At 61.1% G+C, this 24,825-nt stretch carries 23 protein-coding genes; 6 read left to right on the plus strand and 17 right to left on the minus strand.

The features are described 5' to 3' along the window. Window positions 1-7: 7 nt before the first annotated feature. The 13 genes from QMK52_RS22910 to QMK52_RS22970 form a co-directional block, all read right to left on the minus strand. The gene (locus QMK52_RS22910) at window positions 8-211 is read right to left on the minus strand and encodes a hypothetical protein (protein WP_005787746.1); all 204 of its coding nucleotides are present in this window, start codon (window positions 209-211) and stop codon (window positions 8-10) included. A gap of 200 nt (window positions 212-411) precedes the next feature. After that, on the minus strand, window positions 412-816 hold the full coding sequence (locus QMK52_RS22915) for a TraR/DksA family transcriptional regulator (RefSeq protein ID WP_003191666.1): 405 nt from the start codon (window positions 814-816) through the stop codon (window positions 412-414). Window positions 817-1,177: 361 nt separating this feature from the next. Then, on the minus strand, window positions 1,178-2,200 hold the full coding sequence (locus tag QMK52_RS22920) for an ABC transporter permease (protein WP_003191668.1): 1,023 nt from the start codon (window positions 2,198-2,200) through the stop codon (window positions 1,178-1,180). Between the two features lie 26 nt (window positions 2,201-2,226). Beyond that, the gene (locus QMK52_RS22925) at window positions 2,227-3,780 is read right to left on the minus strand and encodes a sugar ABC transporter ATP-binding protein (RefSeq protein ID WP_320403466.1); all 1,554 of its coding nucleotides are present in this window, start codon (window positions 3,778-3,780) and stop codon (window positions 2,227-2,229) included. A gap of 65 nt (window positions 3,781-3,845) precedes the next feature. Further along, entirely contained in the window at window positions 3,846-4,781 is a 936-nt protein-coding gene (locus tag QMK52_RS22930) for a sugar ABC transporter substrate-binding protein (protein ID WP_005787737.1), read from the minus strand. Window positions 4,782-4,830: 49 nt separating this feature from the next. Then, window positions 4,831-5,007 carry a hypothetical protein gene (locus QMK52_RS22935; RefSeq protein ID WP_005787736.1) on the minus strand — a complete coding sequence of 59 codons (177 nt, stop codon included), beginning with the start codon at window positions 5,005-5,007 and terminating at the stop codon, window positions 4,831-4,833. A gap of 126 nt (window positions 5,008-5,133) precedes the next feature. After that, window positions 5,134-6,162: a Gfo/Idh/MocA family oxidoreductase gene (locus tag QMK52_RS22940; RefSeq protein WP_320403467.1), complete on the minus strand. Its 1,029-nt coding sequence runs from the start codon at window positions 6,160-6,162 to the stop codon at window positions 5,134-5,136. A gap of 150 nt (window positions 6,163-6,312) precedes the next feature. Beyond that, window positions 6,313-7,323: a Gfo/Idh/MocA family oxidoreductase gene (locus QMK52_RS22945; RefSeq protein ID WP_320403468.1), complete on the minus strand. Its 1,011-nt coding sequence runs from the start codon at window positions 7,321-7,323 to the stop codon at window positions 6,313-6,315. A 19-nt stretch (window positions 7,324-7,342) separates the two neighbouring features. Further along, a complete protein-coding gene (iolD, locus tag QMK52_RS22950; RefSeq protein WP_320403469.1) occupies window positions 7,343-9,274 on the minus strand; it encodes a 3D-(3,5/4)-trihydroxycyclohexane-1,2-dione acylhydrolase (decyclizing) in 1,932 nt (643 codons plus the stop codon). A gap of 10 nt (window positions 9,275-9,284) precedes the next feature. Then, on the minus strand, window positions 9,285-10,100 hold the full coding sequence (locus QMK52_RS22955) for a TIM barrel protein (protein WP_005787730.1): 816 nt from the start codon (window positions 10,098-10,100) through the stop codon (window positions 9,285-9,287). Window positions 10,101-10,126: 26 nt separating this feature from the next. Further along, window positions 10,127-10,915: a 5-deoxy-glucuronate isomerase gene (gene iolB, locus QMK52_RS22960; RefSeq protein WP_005787728.1), complete on the minus strand. Its 789-nt coding sequence runs from the start codon at window positions 10,913-10,915 to the stop codon at window positions 10,127-10,129. A gap of 3 nt (window positions 10,916-10,918) precedes the next feature. After that, on the minus strand, window positions 10,919-11,806 hold the full coding sequence (iolE, locus tag QMK52_RS22965; RefSeq protein ID WP_320403470.1) for a myo-inosose-2 dehydratase: 888 nt from the start codon (window positions 11,804-11,806) through the stop codon (window positions 10,919-10,921). 87 nt (window positions 11,807-11,893) lie between these two features. Next, window positions 11,894-13,831: a bifunctional 5-dehydro-2-deoxygluconokinase/5-dehydro-2-deoxyphosphogluconate aldolase gene (locus QMK52_RS22970; protein WP_320403471.1), complete on the minus strand. Its 1,938-nt coding sequence runs from the start codon at window positions 13,829-13,831 to the stop codon at window positions 11,894-11,896. A gap of 284 nt (window positions 13,832-14,115) precedes the next feature. Here QMK52_RS22970 and QMK52_RS22975 point away from each other — a divergent pair, with 284 nt between their 5' ends. Next, window positions 14,116-15,024 (plus strand): MurR/RpiR family transcriptional regulator, encoded by a 909-nt coding sequence (locus tag QMK52_RS22975; protein ID WP_005787722.1) that lies wholly within the window; start codon window positions 14,116-14,118, stop codon window positions 15,022-15,024. 7 nt (window positions 15,025-15,031) lie between these two features. On the opposite strand, the gene QMK52_RS22980 is transcribed toward QMK52_RS22975, so the two are convergent. Then, the gene (locus QMK52_RS22980; RefSeq protein WP_320403472.1) at window positions 15,032-16,444 is read right to left on the minus strand and encodes a PLP-dependent aminotransferase family protein; all 1,413 of its coding nucleotides are present in this window, start codon (window positions 16,442-16,444) and stop codon (window positions 15,032-15,034) included. Between the two features lie 92 nt (window positions 16,445-16,536). Here QMK52_RS22980 and QMK52_RS22985 point away from each other — a divergent pair, with 92 nt between their 5' ends. Beyond that, window positions 16,537-17,772, plus strand: a complete 1,236-nt coding sequence (locus QMK52_RS22985; RefSeq protein ID WP_320403473.1) for a multidrug effflux MFS transporter — start codon at window positions 16,537-16,539, stop codon at window positions 17,770-17,772. A 101-nt stretch (window positions 17,773-17,873) separates the two neighbouring features. Here the strand turns inward: QMK52_RS22985 and QMK52_RS22990 are convergent, their stop codons facing one another. Beyond that, window positions 17,874-18,779: a hypothetical protein gene (locus QMK52_RS22990; RefSeq protein ID WP_005787714.1), complete on the minus strand. Its 906-nt coding sequence runs from the start codon at window positions 18,777-18,779 to the stop codon at window positions 17,874-17,876. Window positions 18,780-19,171: 392 nt separating this feature from the next. On the opposite strand from QMK52_RS22990, the gene QMK52_RS22995 reads away from it, so the two are divergent. Together QMK52_RS22995 and QMK52_RS23000 are read left to right on the plus strand one after the other, a co-directional pair. Then, window positions 19,172-19,855, plus strand: a complete 684-nt coding sequence (locus tag QMK52_RS22995; RefSeq protein WP_005787712.1) for a response regulator transcription factor — start codon at window positions 19,172-19,174, stop codon at window positions 19,853-19,855. Next, window positions 19,833-21,224, plus strand: coding sequence for a HAMP domain-containing sensor histidine kinase (locus QMK52_RS23000; RefSeq protein WP_320403474.1), 1,392 nt, complete (start codon window positions 19,833-19,835; stop codon window positions 21,222-21,224). The genes QMK52_RS22995 and QMK52_RS23000 overlap by 23 nt, the downstream gene beginning before the upstream one ends. A gap of 36 nt (window positions 21,225-21,260) precedes the next feature. Here the strand turns inward: QMK52_RS23000 and QMK52_RS23005 are convergent, their stop codons facing one another. Beyond that, entirely contained in the window at window positions 21,261-22,856 is a 1,596-nt protein-coding gene (locus QMK52_RS23005) for a L,D-transpeptidase family protein (RefSeq protein ID WP_194440548.1), read from the minus strand. Between the two features lie 40 nt (window positions 22,857-22,896). Here QMK52_RS23005 and QMK52_RS23010 point away from each other — a divergent pair, with 40 nt between their 5' ends. Together QMK52_RS23010 and QMK52_RS23015 are read left to right on the plus strand one after the other, a co-directional pair. Beyond that, complete coding sequence (locus QMK52_RS23010; protein WP_005787707.1) at window positions 22,897-23,610, plus strand: murein L,D-transpeptidase catalytic domain family protein; 714 nt, start codon at window positions 22,897-22,899, stop codon at window positions 23,608-23,610. Window positions 23,611-23,640: 30 nt separating this feature from the next. Further along, window positions 23,641-24,387: a creatininase family protein gene (locus tag QMK52_RS23015; RefSeq protein WP_005787706.1), complete on the plus strand. Its 747-nt coding sequence runs from the start codon at window positions 23,641-23,643 to the stop codon at window positions 24,385-24,387. Between the two features lie 76 nt (window positions 24,388-24,463). On the opposite strand, the gene QMK52_RS23020 is transcribed toward QMK52_RS23015, so the two are convergent. Then, window positions 24,464-24,805, minus strand: a complete 342-nt coding sequence (locus QMK52_RS23020) for a hypothetical protein (protein ID WP_320403475.1) — start codon at window positions 24,803-24,805, stop codon at window positions 24,464-24,466. Window positions 24,806-24,825 lie beyond the last annotated feature (20 nt).

Genomic DNA, 24,825 nt, shown 5'->3' on the forward strand with positions numbered 1-24,825 from the left:
CACGGTCTCAATGCAGGCTGTCTGACTGTTCCATGCGCAACAGCGCTTGCCAGGCAGCCTGACACTCCTGCGCCTCATCACGACTTGCAAAAGCGGTACCGCGCTGTTCACCATTGAGCAACACTACCCAGCAGGCTTTCTGACCCAAGGCGCGCAGGGTCTCAGGTACACCGCTGCCGATCATCACGGCCACATCGACTTTGTTTTGCATGGAAGTTCTCCGTAGCATTAGTTAGCTGCCTAACAATGTTGGCCATGCTACGGTTTTATTCCAGCTGGAAAAAGCTATCCTGGGAATAGCTTCATTGCATAAACAGCAACAATCCATCGCGCCAGACGCGGGCCGGATGATCTCGGGAGGTTGTTGCAGACGGGGCAGCCAGCTCACTGGCAGGCCCGTCATTCAGCACATCAGGCTTGGCGCTGATGCTTGTCGATCTGCTCGTGGCGCTCTTGGGCTTCGATGCAGTACTTGGTGGTCGGGCTGATCAGCAGGCGCTTGAGGCCGATCGGCTCGCCGCTGTCATCACACCAACCAAAAGAATCTTCCTTGATGCGCTCCAGGGCGCGCTCAAGTTGCGGCAGCATACGCTGGTCGCGATCAATGGCATTTACCAGCCAGGTGCGCTCTTCTTCAACGGAAGCCGCGTCAGCCGGGTCCGCCGGGGTGTCCAGGCTTTCAATGGCGATGCGGTTCTGTTCAATGCGCTCGTGGTGTTCCACCTTCATGTCTTGCAGCAACTTCTCGAAAAAAGCGTGCTGTTCGGCATTCATGTAGTCATCCGCCGGCATGGCCAGCAACTTTTCCTTTGTCATTGATTTCTCTATAAAAAATACGTGCATTAAGGCGAATAAGGGAGCGTTCCGCAAGGCCTGTACAGGTCTCGGAAGGGCGCCGTCCATTTCAAGCGCCACCCGGCACTCAATTTACGAGGGGCGGCAGTCTAAGGCCGACTTGAGAGCGCAGCAACTGAAAAGACAGGCATTTTTTCCCAATTAACCCCCAAAGGCACCAGGACGGGCTTGGCGAACGGTCATCGGAGTGCGTTTATAGCAAGAAATTCAGTGCAGTGGAGCTATATAGAAGACAAACGGTTGAAAGTGGCTGATCCCGGACTAAATGTGGGAGAGGGCTTGCCCCCTCCCACATTTGATCTGATTCGGCCCTTGGATTCACTCAGCGCTTGAGCTTGCGCTTGTTGCGGTACTGGTCGATCACCACTGCCACCACGATGATCAGGCCCTTGATGATGTCCTGGATATACGCATCCACACCCACGAAGGTAAACCCGCTGGCCATCACGCCGAGGATCAGCGCGCCGATCACGGTGCCGGTGATGCGCCCTACCCCGCCCGCCAGGCTGGTGCCGCCGATCACCGCAGCGGCAATCGCATCCAGCTCGTAGGACATGCCCATGCCCGCCTGCCCTGTCGCGGCACGGGCCGAGGCCACCACGCCGGCCAGGCCCGCCAGCAGCCCGGCGATGCTATAGACGATGATCAAGTGGCGCTTGACGTTGATGCCCGAGGTGCGCGCCGCCTGCATATTGCCGCCGATGGCGTAGGTGTACTTGCCGTACTTGGTATAACGCAGCGCGATGTGGAAGATCACCGCCACCACCAGGAAGATGATCACCGGCATGGCACCATGGCCGATGGCCGTGTAGGAATCCGAGAGCATGCTCACCGGCTGGCCTTCGGTGTAGTAACGCGCCAGGCCACGGGCCGAGACCATCATGCCCAGGGTCGCGATAAACGGCGGGATGCCGGTCACCGCGATAATGCTGCCATTGATCGCCCCCGCCAGCAGCCCCACGCCCAGGCCCATCGCCACTGGGATCCACACCGGCAAGTCGGTCAGGGACGGAAACACCGCCCGGGAAAAATCCGAGGTCTGCGCCAGGCTGGCGGCAATCATCGCTGACAAGGCCAGCACCGAGCCGGACGACAAGTCGATGCCCGTAGTAATGATCACCTGGGTCACACCGATAGCCAGCAGGCCGATGATCGAGACTTGCAGAATCATCAGCACCAGGCGCTGGGAGTTCATCAAGAAGCTCTGGTCGCGCACGATCCAGCCGAACAGTTCAAACACCAGGCCGATACCGATCAGCACCAAAAAGATGCTCAGCTCGGTGGGCATGCGTCGACGATTCTTCACCGGTGCCGTCGCCGGCTTGTTGTCTGTTATTGCGTTCATAGCCCATCACCTTCTTATTCTGTAGATCAGTGGACCGCAGACATGCCGGAGGCCAACTGCATGACTTTTTCCTGGGTGGCCTCGGCGCGATCCAGGGTGCCCATCAGTTCGCCTTCGTGCATCACCATCACCCGGTCGCTCATGCCAAGCACTTCGGGGAGTTCCGAGGAAATCATGATCACCGCCATGCCTTCGCTGGCAAGAAAGGCGATCAAGCGATAGATCTCGGCCTTGGCGCCCACATCGATACCGCGGGTCGGTTCATCCAGGATCAGCAGCCTTGGGTTGGTCATCAGCCAGCGTGCCAGCAGTGCCTTTTGCTGGTTACCGCCCGACAAGGTGTCGATGCATTGCTCCAGGGACGGAGTTTTTACTCGCAGCTTCTTGCACATCTCTTCGCACAGGCCGCGCAGGGCCTTCTGCTGGATAAAGCCGCTGCCCGAATAGTGCGGCAACACCGCCATCTCCATGTTTTCCAGCACCGACAGGCACGGGAACAGGCCGCTGAGCTTGCGATCTTCGGTCAATAGCGCAAAACCTTTCTCGATGGCCATGTGCGGGTCGGTAATGCGCACCGCCTTGCCATCCAGGGTGATTTGCCCACCGGTGCTTGGGGTAATGCCAAAAATGGTTTCCGCCACATTGGTACGCCCGGACCCCATCAGGCCGGCGATACCGAGAATCTCCCCGGCGTGCAGGTCGAACGAGACGTCCTTGAACACGCCGTCCAGGCTCAGATCGCGCACCGACAGCAGCAACTCACCTATCGGCGTTTCGCGCACCGGGAACAACTGGCTCAGCTCCCGCCCTACCATCATCGAGATCAGGCTGTCGCTGTTCAGGCTGTCGGCACGTTGCAGGCCGATGTACTGGCCGTCGCGGAACACCGCCACTTCATCGGCGATGGCGAACACTTCGTTCATTTTGTGCGTGATATAGACAATGCCTTTGCCCTGGGCCTTGAGGTCGGCAATGATCGAAAACAGGTGGGCCACTTCCTTGTCGGTAATAGCCGAGGTGGGTTCATCCATGATCAGGATGTCGGAGTCGTAGGACACCGCCTTGGCAATCTCGACCATCTGCCGCTCGGCGATGCTCAGGTTACCTACCTGCTCTTCGGGGTCGAGGTTGATGCGCAGGCGCGCCAGCAACTCGGCGGTGCAGCGATGCATTTCGCGGTGGTTGACCATATGCAGACTGTTGAGCTGCTCGCGGCCGATCCAGATGTTCTCGGCGATGCTCATATGGGGCATCAGGTTGAGTTCCTGATGGATCATGGCGATCCCGGCCTTTTGCGCCGCCAGCGGCGTCTCGAAGGTGATGGGCTTGCCACGCAGGCGGATTTCCCCGGTGTCGGGCTGGTAGATGCCGGCGATGATCTTCATCAGCGTCGATTTACCCGCGCCGTTCTCGCCCATCAATGCCAGCACCGTGCCGGGGCGCACCCGCAGTTGCACATCGTCCAGGGCGACAACACCAGGAAAGCCTTTGCTGATGTTGAGAATTTCCAGCAGGTAGGGTTCGTCCAGCGGCAACGGCTGGATGCCCGGGGGCTGCGAGGCAGCGGCTTGAGCAAGCATAGGGAGGCACTCCATCTGCAGGGCGGCCGTGACCGCCCTGCCGGCTTATTGTTGTTGTGTCAGGGCTACTTGAAGTCTTTGACGTTGTCCGGGGTGATCAACTGGAACGGGATCACCACGTTCTGCTCCACCGGCTCTTTTTTGGCCATCTTGCGCGCCGCTTCTACGGAACCCACCGCCTGGCCCTTGGCGTCCTGGAACGCCGAGGCGGCCATGTCACCCTTGGTGATCGCGTTCAAGCCATCCGGCGTACCGTCAACACCGGCAATCAGCACGCTGCCTTTTTCCTTGCCGGCCGATCGCAGGGCCATGGACGCCCCGATCGCCATCTCATCGTTGTTGGCCAGCACCGCATTGAAATCACGCCCCTGGGTCAGCCAGTCGTTGACCAGGGTCATGCCCCGGTCACGCAGCCAGGCGCCGGTCTGCTCCTGCTCGATCTTGATGTCCGGGTACTTGGCCAGCACTTCCTTGACACCCTTGGTGCGGTTGGTGGTGGAGTTGTTCGCCAGGTCACCCAACAGGATCACGACCTTGCCCTTGCCGCCGAGTTTTTCGGCGATGTACTGCATTTGCAGGCGCCCGGCCTCGACGTCATCGGAGGTCACTGCCACCACGTCCTTGGGCAAGTCTTTCTGGTCCGGGCGGCGGTTGACGAACACCAGCGGAATGCCCGCCTTGGTCGCAGCCGCAATGATGTTCTTGGTCGAAGCGGTATCGACCGGGTTGACGATAATGGCGTCGACTTTCTGGCTGATAAAGTTCTCGACCTGGCTCAATTGCTTGACCACATCGGCCCGCGCGTCTTCAAACTGCAATTGCACGCCATCGCCCTTGGGGTAGGACTTGGCTTGCTTGTCCATGTCTTCGCGCAGATAGGTGAGGAAGGTGTCATCGAACGCAGACATCGTGACGCCCACCTTCAGATCGGCGGCGCCGGCAACGCCACTGGCCAGCAGCATGGACAGGGCCAGCGCGGTAAAACGGATCGGGGTCTTCATGAACGGTCTGTCTCCACTTTTTTGTTGGTTTTTTTCGACGTTGCGTTTATCAGGACTCGGCTGTCAGTCGCACCACTGGCGCCCCTGGAATGCAGCACACCAGCGCGCCCTGGTTTTCGACGCACAGCACGTTAAGGAAGGAGAAGTAGAACGGCCGGGCGCGGGGCAGTCCGCGTGGCGCTTGGGCGGGGCGTAAAACTCGAAGTACAGCGTTGAAGATTTTCATCTGACGGTACCTGGTTGTTTTTGATCTTGTTTTTGTTGAGTCGCCCGCTGGGTCCGGGACGTACTTTATGCAACCTGGAAACGACTGTATTAGAAAATAATTTCCATATCAACATGTTTTAGAATTTTATTCTATTTTTGTCGAAACCACTTGCAGGCGCTCGGCGCTCAGGCGTGCGGCGTCCAATATACGGGTGGTTTCCAGCGCGTCATAGGCGCTTACCGGCAGCGGCCCCTGCCCTTGCACCGCCAACTGCAACTGGCGATAGAACTGTGTCCAGCAGCCCTTCTCCGACGGCACCCGCTCGCGTTCCGAGCCTTGTTCGAACCAGCCCCAGCGTCGATGCTCCTCCGCGCCCCAGTGCTCGCCTTCGGTCTTCGGCGATTTACCGGCGATCAGCGCTTCTTCCTGGCCATCCAACCCTTCGACGGTGTAGCAACCCAAGGTGCCACTGACACGAAAGCGCGGCGCCTGGCTGTTCTGCAAGGCGTTGCCCCACAGGTGGGAAATCACGCCGTTGGTGTGGGTCAGGGAAACAAAGAAGCCGTGATCCACGCTGGGGTGTTCAGGGGTGTAGTGCAGTTGGGCGAACACTCGGTCCACCGGGCCGAACAGTTGCAGCGCCTGATCCACGAGATGGCTGCCCAGGTCGCGCAACCAGCCGCCGCCACTGGAATTGCCCACGGCTTGTGGGCTGTAGCGTTCTACACGAGATTCAAAGCGGGTGATGGTGCCCAGGGCGCCGGCATCGATGAGTTTGCGCAGAGTCAGGTAATCCGAGTCCCAGCGCCGGTTCTGGTAGACGCTGAGCAGCGAGCCCTGGCGCTCGGCGGCAGTGATCAGGGCTTGGGCTTGTTCGGCGTTGGCCGCAAAGGGTTTGTCGCTGACCACCGCCACGCCGTGTTCGATGGCTTCCAGTACCAACGCCGGGCGACCTTTGAGGGTGGTGGAAATCACCAGGGCGTCGACGCCGGCTTCGACGATCTGGCCGATGGAGTCGAAGGCTTTGACACCTGGAAGATCAGTACTCAATTGCTGGCGACGTTCGGGTGAACGCGTCACCACGCCGACAAAGGTGGCCCCAGGCAGGGTGGCGATCAGCGGCGCATGAAAAAAGCGCCCGCCGTGGCCGTAGCCCACTAGTCCGATCCGCATGCTCAACTCCAGAATTGATTTGGGAACCCAAGCAACTGTGGGAGCTGGCTTGCCTGCGATAGCAGTGTGTCAGGCACTGAATCTGCCACTGATAGACCGCTATCGCAGGCAAGCCAGCTCCCACAATGTTAACCACATTTCTTCAGTGAGTTAGCCGTAGAAGTGTGGGCGATCCGGCAAGCTCACCAGCACAATCTGCCCGCTGCCCTGGGCTTCAATACACGCATCCGCCGCCACCGCCGCCGCATACCCATCCCACGCCGACGGCCCGCCGACCTGCCCAGCCCGTACGCTGTCGATAAACGCCTGCAACTCCACGTCATAGGCACCGATAAAGCGATCCTTCCAATCCATCAGGATCGCATTGGACAGCTTCGCACCGCTGCGCAGTTGCACCTGGGACGGCTCCGGCAACTTGGCGATGCCGGTCTCCCCCACCACTTCGCACTGGATGTCGTAGCCGTATTGGCAGTTCACAAATACCTCCACGTCGATACGCGTGCCCTTGGCAGTTTCCAGCAGCACGATCTGCGGGTCGCGCAGGTGGGCCAGGGCCTTGCTGGTCTTGCGCGGGAACACCACCTGCACGGACACATAGTCGTCATTGAGCAGCCAACGCAGCACGTCCAGTTCGTGGATCAGGGTGTCGGTGATCGCCATGTCGGTGTTGTAATTCTCGCCCACCGTCGGGTTACGGTGCGCGCAATGCAGCATCAACGGCTCACCGATCTGGCCGCTGTCGATCACGGCTTTCAAGGCACGATAGCCTTCGTCATACGGACGCATGAAGCCCACCTGCACCAGGCGCTTGCCATGGGCCACTTCGGCCTCGACGATCTTGCGACAACCTTCGGCGGTGACCGCCAGAGGTTTTTCACAGAACACCGGTTTGCCGGCGGCGATGGCGGCCAGCACGAATTCTTCGTGGCTCGGGCCCCATGAGGTCACAAGGATCGCTTCGACCTCTGGCGAGTTGATCAGCGCATGGCCGTCCGGGTACACCTCGGCGTCCAGCTTCAAGTCCGCCACCACCTGCGCGGCCTGCGCAAGGTTGATATCAGTGACCGCCACCACCTGGCTGTTGAGCAAGGTCTGGCTGCAACGACGGATATGGTCCCGGCCAATGGCGCCCGTACCAATCACTCCAAGCTTCAAAGACATGTAAACACTCCTCTTGTTGTTAGTACTGCCGGGCCTTGGCCAGGTGCTCATTGAGTTTTTTTGCCGCTGCATTAGTGCGTTCACTGGTGGACACCTGCGCCACACCTACCCGCCACCACGACAGGTAGCCGTGGACCATGGTCTTGGGCAGCACCTTGATATCGATCAGCGTCGAGACAGTTTGCGTGCGCGCGTCGGCCAGGGCCGCTTCCAGCTGCTCTACCGTGCTGACCTTGTAGGTCTTGCAACCATAAGCCGCCGCACTCATGGCGAAATCCACCGGCACCAGGCCGCCGTCGAGCTTGCCGCTCTCGGGGTTGCGGAAGCGAAATTCGGTGCCGAAGCTGTCCATGCCATTGCCGATTTGCAGGTTGTTGATGCAACCGAAGGCCATGTTGTCGAGGAGCACCACGTTGATCTTGCGCCGTTCCTGGATCGAGGTGGCCAGCTCCGAGTGCAGCATCATGTAGGAGCCGTCACCGACCAGGGCGTAGACCTCTTTGGTCGGCTCGGCGAGCTTCACGCCCAGGGCGGCGTTGATCTCGTAGCCCATGCACGAATAGCCGTATTCGACGTGATAGGTATTGACGCCCTTGCTGCGCCAGGCGCGCTGCAAGTCCCCGGGCAGGCTGCCGGCGGCAGCGACGATGATCGCATCGTCGGCGAGCGTCTGGTTGAGCACGCCCAATACGCGGCTTTGGGTCAGGCAGGAGCCGGTCAGCTCGATAAACTCGCGCAGTACGGCGCGGTCCAGCAGGTCGTCAACTTCCGGCACAAAGTCATCGCCTGAGTATTGCACCTGATGCACGCGATCCACTTCGGCATCCAGTTGCGCCCTGGCGTCAGCGATCTGCTCGCCCCAGCCGGAACGGTAATCGCCGAGGGCATCGGCCAGCGCTTCAAGCGCGACTCTGGCGTCCGCCACCACTTGCATACCGTCCAGCTTCAACGCGTCGCAGGTGCTGACATTGAGGTTGAGAAAAGTCACCTCGGGGTGCTTGAACAGCGATTTGGACGAGGTCGTGAAGTCGGTATACCGCGTGCCGATGCCGATGATCAGGTCCGCCTCGGGGGCCAGCAGGTTCGCCGCCAGGCAGCCGGTTTCGCCGATGCCGCCGACGTTCAGCGGATGGCTGGAGACCACCGCGCTTTTACCGGCCTGGGTTTCGGCAAAGGGAATCTCAAAGCGCTCGGCAAAAGCTTGCAGCGCCGCATTGGCGCCGGAGTACTTCACCCCGCCGCCACAAATGATCAGCGGTTTGCGCTTGCCGCGAAACGCCGCCAGCGCATCGCCGATCATCGCGGCGGTGGCCGGGCGCCGGTCGATACGGTGCACGCGCTTTTGCAGGAAGTAGTCGGGATAGTCCCAGGCCTCGGCCTGCACATCCTGGGGCAACGCCAATGTCACCGCGCCGGTTTCGGCGGGGTCGGTGAGCACGCGCATGGCGTGGATCGCCGCCGTCATCAACTGTTCGGGGCGGTTGATGCGGTCCCAGTATTTGCTCACGGCGCGGAACGCGTCGTTGGTGCTGATGCTCAGGTCGTGGAACTGCTCGATCTGCTGCAGCACCGGGTCGGGCTGGCGGCTGGCGTAGACATCGCCGGGCAACAACAGCAGCGGTATGCGGTTGGCCGTGGCGGTGGCTGCGGCAGTGAGCATATTCGCAGCGCCAGGGCCGACCGAGGCCGTGCACGCATAGATCTTGCGGCGCAGGTGCTGCTTGGCAAACCCGATGGCGGCATGGGCCATGCCTTGTTCGTTGCGGCCCTGGTGCACCACCAGGTCGCCGCTGTCCTGCTCAAGCGCCTGGCCAAGGCCCAACACATTGCCATGCCCGAAAATAGTGAACACCCCGGCAACGAACTTGCTCTGTACGCCGTCGACTTCGATGTATTGGTTATCCAGAAACTTCACCAGGGCCTGGGCCATGGTCAATCGTGTGGTGCTCATGTCGCGCCCCTTATCGTTTTTGCAGGTGGGCGATGCTTGCCCCCAATGCCTGCCGGATATCCGCCAACCCATGCACGCTTTCGGCAAACGGCTCGAACGACAGATAGCCGCTGTAGCCGGTGCTCAGCAAGGTGTCGATCTGCGCCGCATTCCCGAGAATATCGTCCTCGCCCACCAGCACGCGGTGGCCGTCGCGGATTGAGTCAAGCGGCGCCTCGCGGTCTTCCACCCCGGAGATATGCACCAGCCCGGTCAGTTCCGGGAAGAACTCATGCTCGCCGGCCAAATGATGGTGAAAGGTGTCATGCACCACACGAAATACATCCAGGCCACCGATGGCCTTGATTGCATCCACTGCCACGCGCTTGCGGCGCAGGGCGGATACTGCGAAGCCCAGGGGTTCGATGAAACCGAGAATCCCGTACTCACGCAGGATCAACGCCAGTTCGCTCAACGCGGTGCGCAAACCAGCGGCGCGCTGCGCGTCGTTACGCGTATCGCCAGGCTGATTGAACGGGCACATCACCAGGCCCTGGGCCCCGCACTCACGGGCGTAGGTGGCCAGTTCGATTGCCTGAGCGCGGCGTTCGTCGTTCCACACATCAAAAGGGTACAGCGCGTTGATCGACAGCACCTTGATGCCCTGCGCCGCGCACAACTCACGCACGCGGGCGGCGGACATGCCGTATTCGATTTCGCGGTTTTTGAGGTCGTTGCGAATCTCGATGGCATCGCACTGGAGGGCTTTGGCCAGCTGGATAAAATCCGCCAGGGGCAAGTCAGGCGCGACCATACGGTTAAGGGCAAAACGTAGCGGCGACTTCATTGTTGTTGTTCTCCGTCCAAAACCGTTTAAAGGTCCAGCAGCCAACTGTGCTGCGGGTCGTTATGGAAATGCCAGGCGCGCTTGGGGCCGGCCATGACATTGAGGTAATAAGACTCGTAGCCATACGGCACGCTGACCGGGTGATACCCCTTGGGCACCACCACCAGGTCGCTGTTTTCCACGGCCATGGCCTGGTCGATGCTGCGGTCATCGGTGTACACGCGCTGGAACACAAAGCCCTGGGGTGGATTGACCTGGTGGTAGTAGGTTTCTTCCAGAAAGCTCTGGTGCGGCAGGTCATCGGTATCGTGTTTGTGCGGCGGGTAACTTGAGGAATGCCCCGACGGTGTGCGCACTTCCACCACCAGCAGCGAATGGGCCGGCTCACTGTCGGGCAGGATGTCGCAGACGTAGCGGGTGTTGGCGCCTTTGCCGCGCACACTGCGTTTGCACTGCTCGGGGCGGATCAGGCGCGGGGCAAAACCCGCCGCACCCGGCGCCGCACACACGGCAATCTGTACATCGCTCAGGGCCGTGACCTGGGCGTCGGTGCCCGGCGGCAAATAGGCGGCGAACGGTGATTTGTCTTCGAACACCGACTGGCGATCACCCAGGTTCTGCCAATTGAAGCCTTCGCCTTCGATATTCACCCGACCGCTGAGCAGCACCAGGCACAGCTCCTGATCACCTGCGCTGACCGGCAAGGTTTCGCCCAGGCTCAAGCGGTAAGCGGCGAAGCCTACGTACTCCAGGCGCCCCGCCTCCAGGGCAACCATGGTTTGCCCGCGTTTGCTGCTTTTGACCAACAAGCTCATCACTCAAACCCTCTCGTTGAGAAGCGCACGCAAGGTGTCATAGCCCTTCTTCGCGTAGATATAACTGGGCGCCACGGCCGGGTCCTGCTCGGCTTCCACCACCAGCCAGCCTGTGTAGTTCGCAGCCAGCAGCACGTCCAGTAACGGTGCAAAGTCGATATCGCCGTCCCCGGGCACGGTGAAAGTGCCGTTGACGATGCAATCGGGAAAACTCCACATCTGATTGCGCGCCAATTGCACCACGGGTTTGCGCACGTCCTTGAAATGCACATGGCAAACGCGGTCGATGTGCTTGCGCAACACCTCCATGGGTTCGCCGCCGCCCATGTAGCAGTGGCCCGAATCGAACAACAGGCCGACTTCCGGCCCCGTGCGTTTCATCAACTGGTCGATGTCTTCGGGAGACTCGACGTAGGCGCCCATATGGTGGTGGTAGGCCAGGCGCACGCCTTGAGACAAGGTGAAACGCGCCAGCTCGGTGAGCTTGTCGGCGTACGCCTGCCAGGCCTGTTCGCTATGAAAACGCGGACGCTCTATCAGGCGAATGCGTGAACCCTGGATCGAATCGGCGACTTCGCCGTATACCAGTACGTTGGCGCCGTTTTGTTTGAGCAGTTCGACATGGCCGGCAATGGCCTCGATCTCCTCGGCCACCGAACGACGGGCCAGGCGGCTGGAGTACCAGCCCGAGACCAGCGCCAGGTCATAGGGACGCAGCACGTCGCCGACGCCCTTGGCATCCTTGGGAAACTTGCCATTGAGTTCAAAACCTTCGTAGCCGATGTCCTTGCCTTCACTCAAGGCCGTGCTCAGCGGCGTTTCACCGCCAAGGGCCGGGAGGTCGTCGTTGCTCCAGGAGATCGGGTTGATGCCAATTCGGATTGCGGGCATGGCTGCACCTTTTATTGTTTTCTCTAGAGATCACTGAGATCTGCTTTATGTGGGAGGGGGCAAGCCCCCTCCCACATTTGACCTAATTCAATTTCGAGCACTGCGCCAGGCGTTGATGAGTTGTTCGAAGGTAGCCTGTACCTGCTGGATCAAGGTCTCATCATCGATCTCCCCCGCCATCCACGCCCGGCTCGGCTCCTGGAAGATCGTGCGGCCGACGGCAAATCCGCGGCAGGTGGTGCTCATGCGCGCTTGTTGAAAACCGTCGGCAAGACATTCAGCCGACGCGTTCAGGCCAAGCAACACCACGCCACGGCAGTACGGGTCGCGCTCCTGGATCAGTTCGTCGAGCTTTTTCCAGTCAGCGGCCGACTGCGCTTCGATCTTCCACCAGGCCGGGTAGATGCCCAGGTTGTACAGGCGCTTGAGGCTGCGATACAAAACGTCGGGATAAGTGGAGGGGTGATCCTTGGGCGGGATGACTTCCAGCAGCAGTTCATGGCCGCTGACGATGGACGCCTCATACACCGCCTTGAGTTGCGCTTCCTGTTCCAGGCGCAGCATCGGCTCGTCATCGGGGTGAAATTGCACCAGGCATTTGATGATCTGTTCCTGGGGCCAGGCAATCAGGTTGCTGCCCACCGAGCGACCGTGTTCGAACGCCAGGGGCCGTGAGTTCTGCACTTCGACCGGGCGGGCAATCCACCAGCCTCGGCCGCTGGCGGCATTGAGGGCATCCTGGCCAAAACGCTGATCGGCAAGCAGGCCCACGTCGGCCTCGATGCCCTGCTCGGCGAGCTTGGTCTCCACACGTTCGATGGCCTGGATAAACAGCTGCTTGATGGCGCTGATTCGCGTCAAGTCCTGGCCGCCTTTTTGCGCCAGGTCCACCAGCTGCCAGCGGTGGTCGAAGGCAAACACGAACAGTTGCTGCCAAGCCTTGCGCGGCACCGTGACGCGGTGCAGGCGCTGCAGGGTCGCATCCTGGTCGGGACGGGTGACCGGCACCGGGCTGTTGAACAGGTAATCGAGTTCGGCGGGCGTGGGCATGGCCGGCGCACAGGCGTGCCGCGAGACCACCAGGCCGCCACAGGCATTGGCCAACTGGCTGCAACGCTCGTCGCTGGCGTCGTTGAGCCAGCCACTGAGAAAGCCTGACATGAAGGCATCGCCAGCACCCAGCACATTGAGCACTTCAACGCGCACACCGGGATAGATCGCACCGTCTTCCAGTCGGGCGGGAATCGCGCCGTGGATCACCGTGCAGCCTTGCGGGCCGAGCTTGACCACCAGGGTCGCCGGGGTCAGTTCACGTACCGTGCGCAGGGCGGTGAGCAGGTCTTCACTGCCACCGGCGATGAGGAATTCTTCTTCAGTGCCGACGATCAGGTCGAAACGCGCCAGGATTTTCTGCACATGCTGGCTGACATTCTGGTCGGCAACAAAACGGGTTTCACCATCGGCCTTGCCCGCCAGGCCCCACAGCACCGGGCGGTAGTCGATATCCAGCACCCGTTTGACGTTGTGTTTGGCCGCGTAATCCAGCGCCTGGATGCTGGCCTTGTACACACCGTCGGTAGAGAAATGCGTGCCAGTGATCAGCAGCGCCTTGCTCGATGCAACAAAGGCTTCGCTGATGTCTTCGGCGCGCAGGGCCATGTCGGCGCAGTTTTCGCGGTAGAACACCAGGGGAAAGGTTTCACGGTCTTTGAGACCCAGCAGCACCAGGGCGGTGAGGCGTTCGGGGTCGACCTTGATGCCGCTGACATCGCAACCTTCGCGGGCCAGGGATTCGATCAGAAAACGGCCCATATGGTCGTCGCCCACCCGGCTCAGCATCGCCGACTTGAGCCCCAGCCGGGCAGTGCCGAAGGCGATGTTGGCGGAGGAACCGCCGAGGTATTTGGCAAAGCTGGACACATCCTCAAGCCGCGCACCCACTTGCTGCGCGTAGAGGTCGACGCCTAGGCGCCCCAGGCAAATCAGATCCAATTGACGCCCACTGGCAAAACGAGTCTGGCCCATGCTGGCTCCTGTTATTTTTATCAGCCTGCGTTGTGCCGCCGTAGTGGCGGCAAACGCTCTTGGTGGGAGCAGACTAGAACGTCCGACGGCGGCAATCAATATTTATTCCATAATTATTTTTAGTGGAATATATTTTCCAATACGTCAGCATAGCGGCACGCCAGCGCCCGTGCATCGTTTCAGCAGGCCACGCGGGCCGTGATGCCGAGGTATTTTTTTGCGCCTACCCTGTAGACTTGCGCCACCCATCAGCGCATCAGACGAACACGCCAGAAGGATTGCCCATGTCCCGCACCGATCCCGAGACCACCCTGGAAGAAACTGTCGCCAGCCCTCCGATCAATGCCGAACGCCTGTTGCAGCTGATCACCGACGAATACGAAAGCCTGCCGCGCCAGCTCAAGCGCATCGCCAGTTACATGAGCCAGCAGAGCGACCGGATCATGGTCGATCGCATCAGTGACATCGCCCGTGAATGCGAAGTGCACCCCTCGGCCATCGTGCGGTTTTCCCAGCGTTTCGGCTTCAGCGGTTTCAGTGAAATGCAGGCGCTGTTTCGCGAGGCCTATACCCACAAGACCACGCCGGTACAGAACTACCAGCAGCGCATCCGCAGCATGATCGCCAACAAGTCGCAGAAAGCCAGCGGCGGCGACCTGGCGCGTGAGTGTGTCAACGCCACCCTGTCCGGCATCGAACGCCTGGGCCTGGAACTGGACGATGCGGCCTTCGAGAAAGCCGTGGACCTGGTGGTCAATGCCGACAACATCTATGTGGTCGGTGTGCGCCGTTCCTTTGCCGTGGCCGACTACCTGGTCTACAACCTGCAGCACACCAACAAGCGCATCCACCTGATCTCTGGCCTGGGCGGCAGTTATCGCGAGCAGATGCGCAGCGTTCGCGCCAATGACCTGGTGATTGCCATCAGTTTTACGCCCTACGGCAAAGAGACCCAGCACTGCCTGCGCATTGCCCAGCACCACCAGGCCAAGACCTTGATCATCACCGACAGCAACCTGTCGCCGCTGGCCAAGCGCGCGAATGCGGTGCTGTTGGTCAATGAAGGCTCATCGTTTGCCTTTCGCTCGCTGAGCGCCACCTTGTGCCTGTGCCAGGCGTTGTTTATTGCGGTGGCCTATCGGTTGGAATTGAAGGTGGATGAAATTCATGAGCAGGTCGGGTTCGACGACTGACGCGCTCCTACAGCAATTGCGCCAGAGCCCGGCCGTGGAAGCGGATCTGCGCGAGGGTCAATGCGGTGTAGCCGACAATCACGGCGGGCGGCAACGTTACATCGACACAAAACTTGCCCAGTGGCTGCAAGCTCAGCCCGGCGTCGGCGGCGCGGGCGCAGAAGTCCGCCTCTGGCACCCCTGCCGGTAACCACAGCACAAAATGCAGCCCGGCCTGCTCGCCAGTGACCGTGACGTCCGGCGGGAGGCAGGCGAGCAAGGCATCACGCCGTGCCTGATAGGCCTGACGCGAAGCGCGCAAATGCCGCACAAACGCACCGCTGCCCAGAAAGTCCACCAGGCCCGACTGATCGCTGGCGCCCACCGAATGCCCGGTCAGTTGCAGGGTGCGCAGCAGTGACGGACGCAGGGTTTTGGGCACCACCATGAAACCGACTCGCAACCCTGGAAACAGGTTCTTGTTGAAGCTGCCGCAGTAGAGCACGCGGCCGTTCGCATCCAGGGACTTGAGCGCGGCCAAAGGTGCGCTGTTGTAGTTGTACTCGCTGTCGTAGTCGTCTTCGACCACCCAGGCATCCGCTCGACTTGCCCAGTCCAGCAGCGCCAGGCGGTGCGACACCGACAGGGTCACGCCCAGCGGGGCCTGGTGCGCGGGGCTGACATACACCAGTCGTGCGTGGGCAGGCAACTGAGCGGTATCGAGCCCTTCGGCGGTGACCGGGATCGACTGCACCTGTGCACCGGCCAGGTTGAACAGACGCCGCGCCGGGGTGTAGCCGGGGTCTTCGACGCAGGCCAGGTCACCCGGTTGGAGCAGCGTGCGGGCGATCAGGTCAAGGCCATGACGAATACCCGTGGTGACAATCACTTCATCCGCCTCGCAGTGCATACCGCGATAACGGCGCAAGTAATCCGCAATGTGCTCACGCAGGGCCGGTAGCCCACCAGGATGCGCGGCCTCCAGTACACCAGGGCCTGCGGCCAACAACCCACGGGCGACGCAACGCGCCCAGGCTTTGAGGTCGAACAGGCCGGCATCCGGGCGCCGTGCGACAAAGGGCACATGGCTCTGTACCCCGGCGTGGGGTGGGTCGGGGTCAACCGGGCGGCGCAGCATTTGTTTTGACGCCGGGGCCGCAATGAATTGCTCGGGAATCACCGCGCGCACCCGCGTGCCAGAGCCCGCCACGCGCTGCACATAGCCTTCGCTGTGCAAGCGGTCGAACACGGCCTCAAGGGTGCCGCGCGAAACCTGCCAGCGCTCGGCCAGGCTGCGGGTCGATGGCAAACGGCTGTCGGCCGGCAACTGCCGAGTCAGGATCGCCCCCCGCAAAGCATCATAGGCGCCCTGCTGTTTACCCTCGCCCAAGTTGTCCGGGCGCGGCAAGTCAAGGTTGGAGGCGGCTTTTCCTCGGCTCATAGTGGTCCAGTCCTTCCATGCACAAGTGGTTCTGCGGATTAAACCACAACGCCGCTAGAGTCCGGGCTCTACCCCTCGCGAAGTAACCGCCCATGACGCAACGCATTCTCGCTCCCAGGTTCTGGCTAACGCTGCTGACGGTCCTGGTGGGCTTGCCGCGCCTCACCCTGGACCTGCACTTGCCCGCCCTGCCCGCTATGGCCGACTACTTCCAGACCTCCGATAGCCAACTGCAGCTGGTACTGACGCTCTACACCCTCGGATCGGCGATTTCCTTGCTGGTCAGCGGCCCGCTTACCGACCGCTTCGGCCGGCGTCCGGTGTTGCTGGCCGGGTTGACGATGTATGTACTGGCAACCCTCACCTGCGCACTGGCCGACAGCCTGGGGGTATTGATCATTGCGCGGCTGTTCCAGGCCCTCGGCGGGTGTTGCACCACGGTAATAGGCCGGGTGATCGTGCGCGACTATTTTGCCCCGCAGGAGCAGGCGCGCTTGCTGGGGTTGATCTCCATGGCAATGGCGGTCTCGCCCATGGCCGCGCCGGTGCTTGGCAGCGTGCTGTTGCCCCTCTTGGGTTGGCAGGGTTTGTTTGTGTTGCTGGCGGTGATTGGCAGCCTGTTGTGCCTGGTGGTCCAGCGCCGCCTTCCGGAAACCCGTCCGCCACAAGTGGCCGCCGCACCACCCACCCACTTGCTACGCATCTACGGCCAACTGCTGCGCGACCGCTATTTCCTGCGTTATGCCTTGGCGATCGGCTGCGTGTACAGCACCTATTTTCCGTTTATCAGCGAGTCTTCGGCGTTGCTGCAACGCGGCTTTGATTTATCGCCGAGCGCCTACGCCCTGGTATTTGCCGCAACGATCAGTGGCTATATGTTCGGCGCCAACCTGTTCCGCCGCCTGGTAGCGCGGTTCGAGGCAGACCGCTTGATCAGCTTCGCCATCGGCCTGAATGTGCTGGGCAGCGTACTGCTTGCGACGGCCACGACACTGCTGGCGCAGGATTGGCTGGCGATTGTGTTGCCGATGGTGGTGATCATGGTGTCGGTGGGGCTGACGATGCCCGCCTGCCAGTTGTCGGTGTTGCAGCCCTACGGCGCAATTGCCGGTACGGCGTCGGGGTTGTTCTTTTTTATTCAGATGTTTGTGACGGCTGTGAGCAGTTGGGCCACCGGGCTGCTATCGGATGGCACTGCACAACCGTTGGTAATCATGACATCGCTGGCCAGCACCTTGCTGGTCATCAGTTGGCTGACGTTGCGCAAAACGAAAAGTGGGAAGGAGCAAAGCCCTTCCCACCCTTTACCGAGCCAGGCCCGGGTTTAGTGCATGAAGATCGCGATCAGAATGATCACCGGAATCGGCACGCCGAGGAACCACAGCAGTAATGAGCGCATGATGCTTTCCTTAAATGAATGGGCCTTGAATTAACGAACGTAGTTTTCGGTTTCGACGTACACCACGGCATCCCGGCGGCGACCGCCGAAGGTGGCAGCGAAGCTGGCGAAGAATGCACCGATCAACAGCGCCACGAAGGTCCACAGCGAGGTATAGGCAGCCACTTTCGCGGCGGTCTCGGCGGCCTGCTTGGCTTTGAGCTTGGCGTCTTCGATGGCTTTACGGGCATCGCCGTACACTTTATCGATACGCGCTTCGGCATCGGCCTGGCTGAGGTTGGTGCGCTGGGTGATCAACTGGGCCAGGTAGGCACGGTCTTCGGCGGCCAGTTGACCGTCATTGCTCAGGGTGCGGGCGAAGATACGGCCGACCACGGCATGGGCCGCATCGTCGCTGACCGCGGCTGGGCGGTCATCGCGGAACAGGCTGTCGACGTAGTAGCCGAAGTCGCCGCTGTCGGCACCTTTGGCTGCGCTGCCGGCTGCTTGGGTCAAGCCACTGGCGGCGCCCGACGCAACGCTGGCACCGGCTTTCACACCACCACTGACGACACTGCTGACCGAACCGACCACCAGCATTGCCGTGATCAATGTGGCCACGGCCCACGCCAGGAAACCATGGGCGGTATCGCGAAAGTACACTTCATCGCCATGCATGTTGGCCCACTTCACCCGCAACCGGCCGGCGATGTAGCCACCCAGGCCCGAAGCGACGATCTGGGTAAAGGCCAGCCAGACAATCGTGGAAATGCCAAGGCCCTTGGCACTGATACCGCTATCGGCCCACGGCGACACCGCCGAAAAGCCCAGGCCGAAGCCCAGCAGCACCAGAATCAGTGACAGCGCAGCCGCCGCAGCGGCCCCGGCGAAGATCGCCCCCCAGGAAACCCCGGAGAGCGTGCTTGACTCTTGCAGCGCGGATGAGGATGTGATCATTGTTGTTTTGCTCCAGGCATGAAAAATAGTGTTACAAGTCTCAAAAGGGACAGTGCAGGCACCATGCCAGTCGGCCAATAATTTAAATTCCTTGCATTTCAACAAGTTAATTAAATTGAACTTACTAAGGTCATGCAAGTTGCAAGAACCGGCCGTTAAGGGCGGGCGATATGCATTCATGTGGGAGGGGGCTTGCTCCCGATAGCACCGTGTCAATCAACAAACTCTTGCCTGAGACACCGCTATCGGGAGCAAGCCCCCTCCCACATCGATTCGTGCCAGTCATGAACAGGTGGCAGTTTTGCCAAGATGAAGTTTTATTTAGGAAACATTCAGCAACTTCTTGGCAAAATGACCTCCACTTCTAGTGTGAACGCTCACCAGGTAATCCTATGACCCGCATTTTGACCATCGAGGATGACGCCGTAACGGCCCGCGAGATCGTCGCCGAGCTGAGTAGCCATGGACTGGACGTAGACTGGGTAGACAACGGCCGCGAGGGCCTGGTCCGCGCCGTGAGCGGCGATTACGACCTGATCACCCTCGACCGCATGTTGCCCGAACTGGATGGCCTGGCCATCGTTACCACCTTGCGCACGATTGGCGTATCGACGCCGATCCTGATGATCAGCGCCCTCTCCGATGTCGACGAGCGTGTACGTGGCCTGCGTGCCGGCGGTGATGACTATCTGACCAAGCCGTTCGCCTCCGACGAAATGGCCGCCCGTGTCGAAGTGCTGCTGCGGCGCAAAAGCACAGTCAAGGAGTTCGAAACCGCCCTGCGCGTGGCGGACCTGGAATTGAACCTGATCAGCCGCGAAGCCAGCCGCGCCGAGCAGCCGCTGACCCTGTTGCCCACCGAATACAAACTGCTGGAATTCCTGATGCGCAACACCGGGCAGATCCTGTCGCGGATGATGATTTTCGAGGAAGTCTGGGGTTATCACTTTGACCCGGGCACCAACCTGATCGATGTGCACATCGGTCGCCTGCGCAAGAAAATCGATCCCCCGGGCCTCACGCCGCTGATCCGCACGGTACGAGGTTCCGGGTATGTCATTGCTGAACCCCTCTAAGGGCTGGCGTTCCTCCAGCAGCCGCTTGCTGGCGCTGTACAGCTCGTTGTTCGTGGCGTGGAGTTGCATCCTCATGGGGGTGCTGTATTACGAGGTGTCGGGCTACCTCAGCGACCTCTCGCGCCATTCTCTTCTGCAACGCCAGCACTTGTTCCAGCGCTTCGACGGCGAAGCCCTGGTGGAAGCGCTGACCACCAGCATGACCTTCGACATGAAGGGCGTCGATGCTTATGGCTTGTTCGATGAGCAGTTTCGGCCCTTGAGCGGGCCGATCCGCACGTTACCGGCGGACCTGCCCCTGGATGGCAAGATCCACACCCTGGCCAATTGCGTCGAATCCGATGACCCCAAGCTGCCCAAGGACAGCTGCGACGCCGTGGCCACCCACACCGACGACGGGCGCTGGCTGGTGCTGGTGCGCGCCAACGGTTCGTTGTTCGGTGTGACGCGGATCATCTGGCATGCCCTGTTGTGGGCGCTGTCGTTGACCATCATCCCCGGCGCTGCGGGCTGGCACCTGCTGCGCCGGCGCCCGTTGCGGCGCATCCGCGGGATCCAGGCCAGCGCCGAAGCCATCGTCGCCGGCGACCTGACGCACCGCTTGCCGCTGTCCAATCGGCGCGACGAACTGGACATGCTCGCGGCCATCGTCAACGCCATGCTCGAACGCATCGAGAAACTGATGAACGAGGTCAAGGGCGTGTGCGATGCCATCGCCCATGACCTGCGTACCCCCCTCACCCGCCTGCGCGCACAGCTTTACCGCATCAAGCAGCAAGCCGAGGAAGACTCCGCCCACGCAGTGAAACTCGATGACGCCATTGCCGAAACCGACACGCTGATGGCGCGCTTTCGCGGGCTGCTGCGCATTTCCGAACTGGAAGATCACCAGCGCAGGTCAGGCTTCCTGGTGCTGGACCCGCTGCCGTTGCTGCGCGAATTGCATGACTTTTATCTGCCCCTGGCGGAGGAAGGTGAAATGGAGTTGGTATTGCAGGCTCCCGAATCGCTGCCGTGGGTAACGGGCGACCGCGCCCTGTTGTTTGAAGCCTTGGCCAACCTGTTGAGCAATTCGATCAAGTTCACTCCGCCCAATGGCAAGGTCATCCTGCGAGCGGTCAATGATATGGGCAGTACGCGCATTGAAGTGCTCGACTCGGGGCCCGGAATTCCGGTGGCTGAACGCGCGTCGGTGTTCCAGCGCTTTTATCGGGTGGATGAGAACGATCAGCAAGGTGGCTTTGGTCTGGGGCTGTCGATTGTGGCGGCGATCATCAACCTGCATGGCTTCAAGCTCGAAGTCGGTACCAGTGAACTGGGCGGCGCCCGACTGGTGCTGGAATGTCGCCAGCAGTTGATACCTGAATAGGTCAGATGGGGTCATGAAGACCCCTGCCCATTGTGCCTAGAGCACACTTCCCATGGCTTTGATCAACACCGGATCAAGCGCATAGATATCCGGCGCATAGACCAGGCTCCCCTGGCGATCCACTTCCACCGTCCAATACCCCAACAGCACCGGCACCGGCGTGGCCAGCCTGAATTCATGGGTCAAGCCGGTGGCCAACAGTTCATCGGTACGGGTGCGTTCGGCCGGGGTCACCAGCAGATCACGCAGCAGCAGCGGTTGCTCGACCCTCACGCACCCCGAACTGAACGCCCGTGGCCCCTTGGTAAACAGCGGCTGGCTGGGCGTGTCGTGCAGGTACACCGAGAACGGGTTGGGGAAGCGCATCACGATCTTGCCCAGCGGGTTGCGCGGGCCAGCCTGTTGGCGCAGCAGGATATTACCAGGGCGCGCCCAATCGACCTGCTCGGGGGTCAGCGGATGACCTTCGGCGTCGAGTACTTGCAGGTTTTGCTGGCGCAGGTACTCGGGGTTGAGGCGGATAGCCGGGAGTTTGTCCTCGCGCATGATGGTCGGCGGGATGGTCCAGGTGGGGTTGAGGGTCAGCCGGGTGATGCGCGACTTGAGCAGCGGTGTCTGACGTTCGGCGCGACCCACTTGCAGGCGGGTTTGCCACACCGGGATGCCGCTCTGGTAGACGCTCAATTGCGCGGCGGCCACATTGACCACTACGCCTTCGGGCTCCAGGTCCTGGGCCAGCCAGCGGAAACGCTCCAGGTTGATGCGCAGTTGTTCGCGGCGTACCGCCGGGCTGATATTGAGCTCGGCCACGGTGCCGGCGCCGATCACGCCATCGGCTTGCAACGAGTGGCTGAGCTGGAACGCCTTCGCCGCCTTGACCAGGTCGCCCTGATATTGCTTGCCGTTGGGCAACTTGGCCAGATAGCCACCACTGTGCAGGCGTCGCGCCAGTTCCGGCACGCGCGGGTCTTCCATGCCGGGGCGTAACAACGGGCCACTGCCCACCGCGTCCCAGTGCGGTAAAGGCTGCTGGCGCAGGCTGGAATAGACGTTGCGCAGGCTGCGGTACAAGTCTGCACTTGGGCGCGCCTGGTCAAACGCTTTGGCCATGTCCTGCAAGCCGGTGGCGGCAAATGCCAACACTGCGGTGTTCGGGTCCGTCGCAGGCGGTTGCGAATGCCAGAGCGGCTCATAGCGCGATTGCAGCAGGCGCCCGTAATGCAAATCGTGCAGGGCTTGCAGGTATTGCTGGCTGGTCGCGATATCGCTGCACAGCACGTTGGCCGTGGCATCTACCGCAGGCAAGCTATAGTGGGTGGGGTCCAGGCCGTCGTCGGCCAGCATCAGTAACTGGGTTTGCAAGGCTTGCCGGGACTCGTCTGCCGACCATAACGGTGCATTGCCTTGCTGCTGGTAAAAGGCTTGCAGGCGCACTTGGGCGGTGGCATCGACCCGCGAGACCAGGTGGGGGCAGACGCTGGGCAGTTGCGCCAACGCCTGCTGTATCGGCGCCAGATCGACGGGCGCAGGCGTGGTCACAGGCAGCGGCTCAGGCGCCAGCGCATCGGCTGTCGCGACCAATGGTGCAACGAGCAGGCAAATGCTCAAGTAACATGCGTGTTTTTTGAACAATTGACTTAGCTCCACTCCACAGCGGGGGAATCGACTGTAGATGCTGACTTTTATGCGCCACCTCGGCTTGATCACCGGGGGCCTGGCTTTACTGAGCAATTTTGCGCTCGCGGCCACTGGCACCCCACCTTCCTTGTATAGCAGCCTGGCGCGCTCGGCTCCAGAACTCAATCCCACTGTACTCAAAAGCGCCCTGAACGCGGTGCAGTGCGCTGTCAATAACGGCGAAGAACGTTCCGATCGCCTAGCGGTTATTGACTACTCCCAGCCCTCGACCGCCCGTCGGCTGTGGATCTTCGATTTGCGCAAACAGACCCTGCTGCTGCGTGACCTGGTGGCGCATGGCGCCAAGTCCGGGGAAAACTTCGCCACCCAGTTCTCCAATCTCGAAGGCAGCCATCAATCCAGCCTGGGTTTGTTCCGCACCCAGGAAAGCTACCTCGGTGCCCATGGTTACTCGCTGCGCATGGATGGCCTGGAGCCCGGCTTCAATGACCTGGCGCGCGACCGCGCCATCGTGATCCATGCCGCCGACTACGTCAGCCCGCTGTGGAGCAAGCGCGAAGGCCGCATCGGCCGTAGCCAGGGCTGCCCGGCAGTACGCCCGCAGGTCGCCCGTCAAGTGGTAGACAAGCTCAAGGATGGGCAGTTCATGTTTTCCTGGTACCCCGACCAGCGCTGGTTGAAGTCCTCGACGTACCTCAATTGCAAGCCCCAACAGGTAGCGAGTAGTCGTACAATCCGTGGCGGATAGCCTGTCCCCACAGATAAAAGAGAGCCTCGCATGCTTCTACACGCCAGCACCTGGATCGAAATCGGGCAGTTTCTGGAACGCAGCCGCACGGTCGTGATCCCCATCGGCTCCAACGAACAACACGGCCCCACGGGCCTGCTGGGCACCGACTGGATGTGCCCGGAGATCATCGCCCATGAGGCGCAAAAAAACGCCGACATTCTGATCGGCCCTACTTTCAATATCGGCATGGCCCAGCACCACCTGGGGTTTCCCGGCACCATCTCGCTGCGCCCTTCCACCTTTATCGCCGCGATTGGCGATTGGGTGCGTTCGCTGGCCGGGCATGGCTTCGAGAAAATCCTGTTCCTGAACGGCCACGGCGGCAATATTGCCACGATCGAAGCGGCGTTTTCCGAGCTGTACGCCGAAGCCAGCTTCGCCCGCCGCCCGGCCGGGTTTGCGCTGAAGCTGGTGAACTGGTGGGACCTGGAAGGCGTCACCGACCTGGCCCAGCGCCAATTCCCGGTCGGCCACGGCAGCCACGCCACGCCGTCGGAGATTGCGGTGACGCAGTGGGCTTACCCGCAGTCGATCAAGTCTGCCGATTACTCACCGCAAATTGCCAACACCGGGCCGATCCGCGAGGCGCTGGACTTCCGCGCGCGCTTCCCCGATGGCCGCATGGGTTCAGACCCTGCGCTGGCGACGGTGGAGAAAGGCGGTGAGTTGGTGGCGTTGGCGGCGCAGGGGTTGATCAAGACGGTCGATAGTTTCAGCAACGAAGCCAAACCCTGAGCCGAGTGTTGGTCCAAATGTGGGAGGGGGCTTGCTCCCTCCCACATTTTGAAATGCATTGCCTTTCAGAACGGGCTTACTTGCAGTCCTGGGCCGCTTGCTCGAGCCGCGACGGTTTGATCGCCGAGGCCAGCGGTTTGCGCTCATACAGGAACACCTTGGTGCCGTCCTGGGACTTGTAGGCTTCCAGCACATCATCAGCAGCAATCTTGCTGGTCAACAGCACCTTGGCGTGACGCGAATTCTGCGTCACGGTCGAGGTGATGCCATGTTTTTCCAGCTTGGGCAATACGCATTGCACATAGCCTTCGGGAGTCTTGGCGGTTTGCAGGGTCAGCGATGGGGCATTGGGAGCCGTGATACAACCGGTCAGCAACGAGGCTGCAAAAGCCAGGGCCGGGGCGAAAAAAGAGCGCATACAGATTCCTGAAAATAACC

Origin of the sequence: Pseudomonas sp. P9_2, assembly GCF_034008255.1 — a bacterium.
Taxonomy (GTDB): domain Bacteria; phylum Pseudomonadota; class Gammaproteobacteria; order Pseudomonadales; family Pseudomonadaceae; genus Aquipseudomonas; species Aquipseudomonas synxantha_A.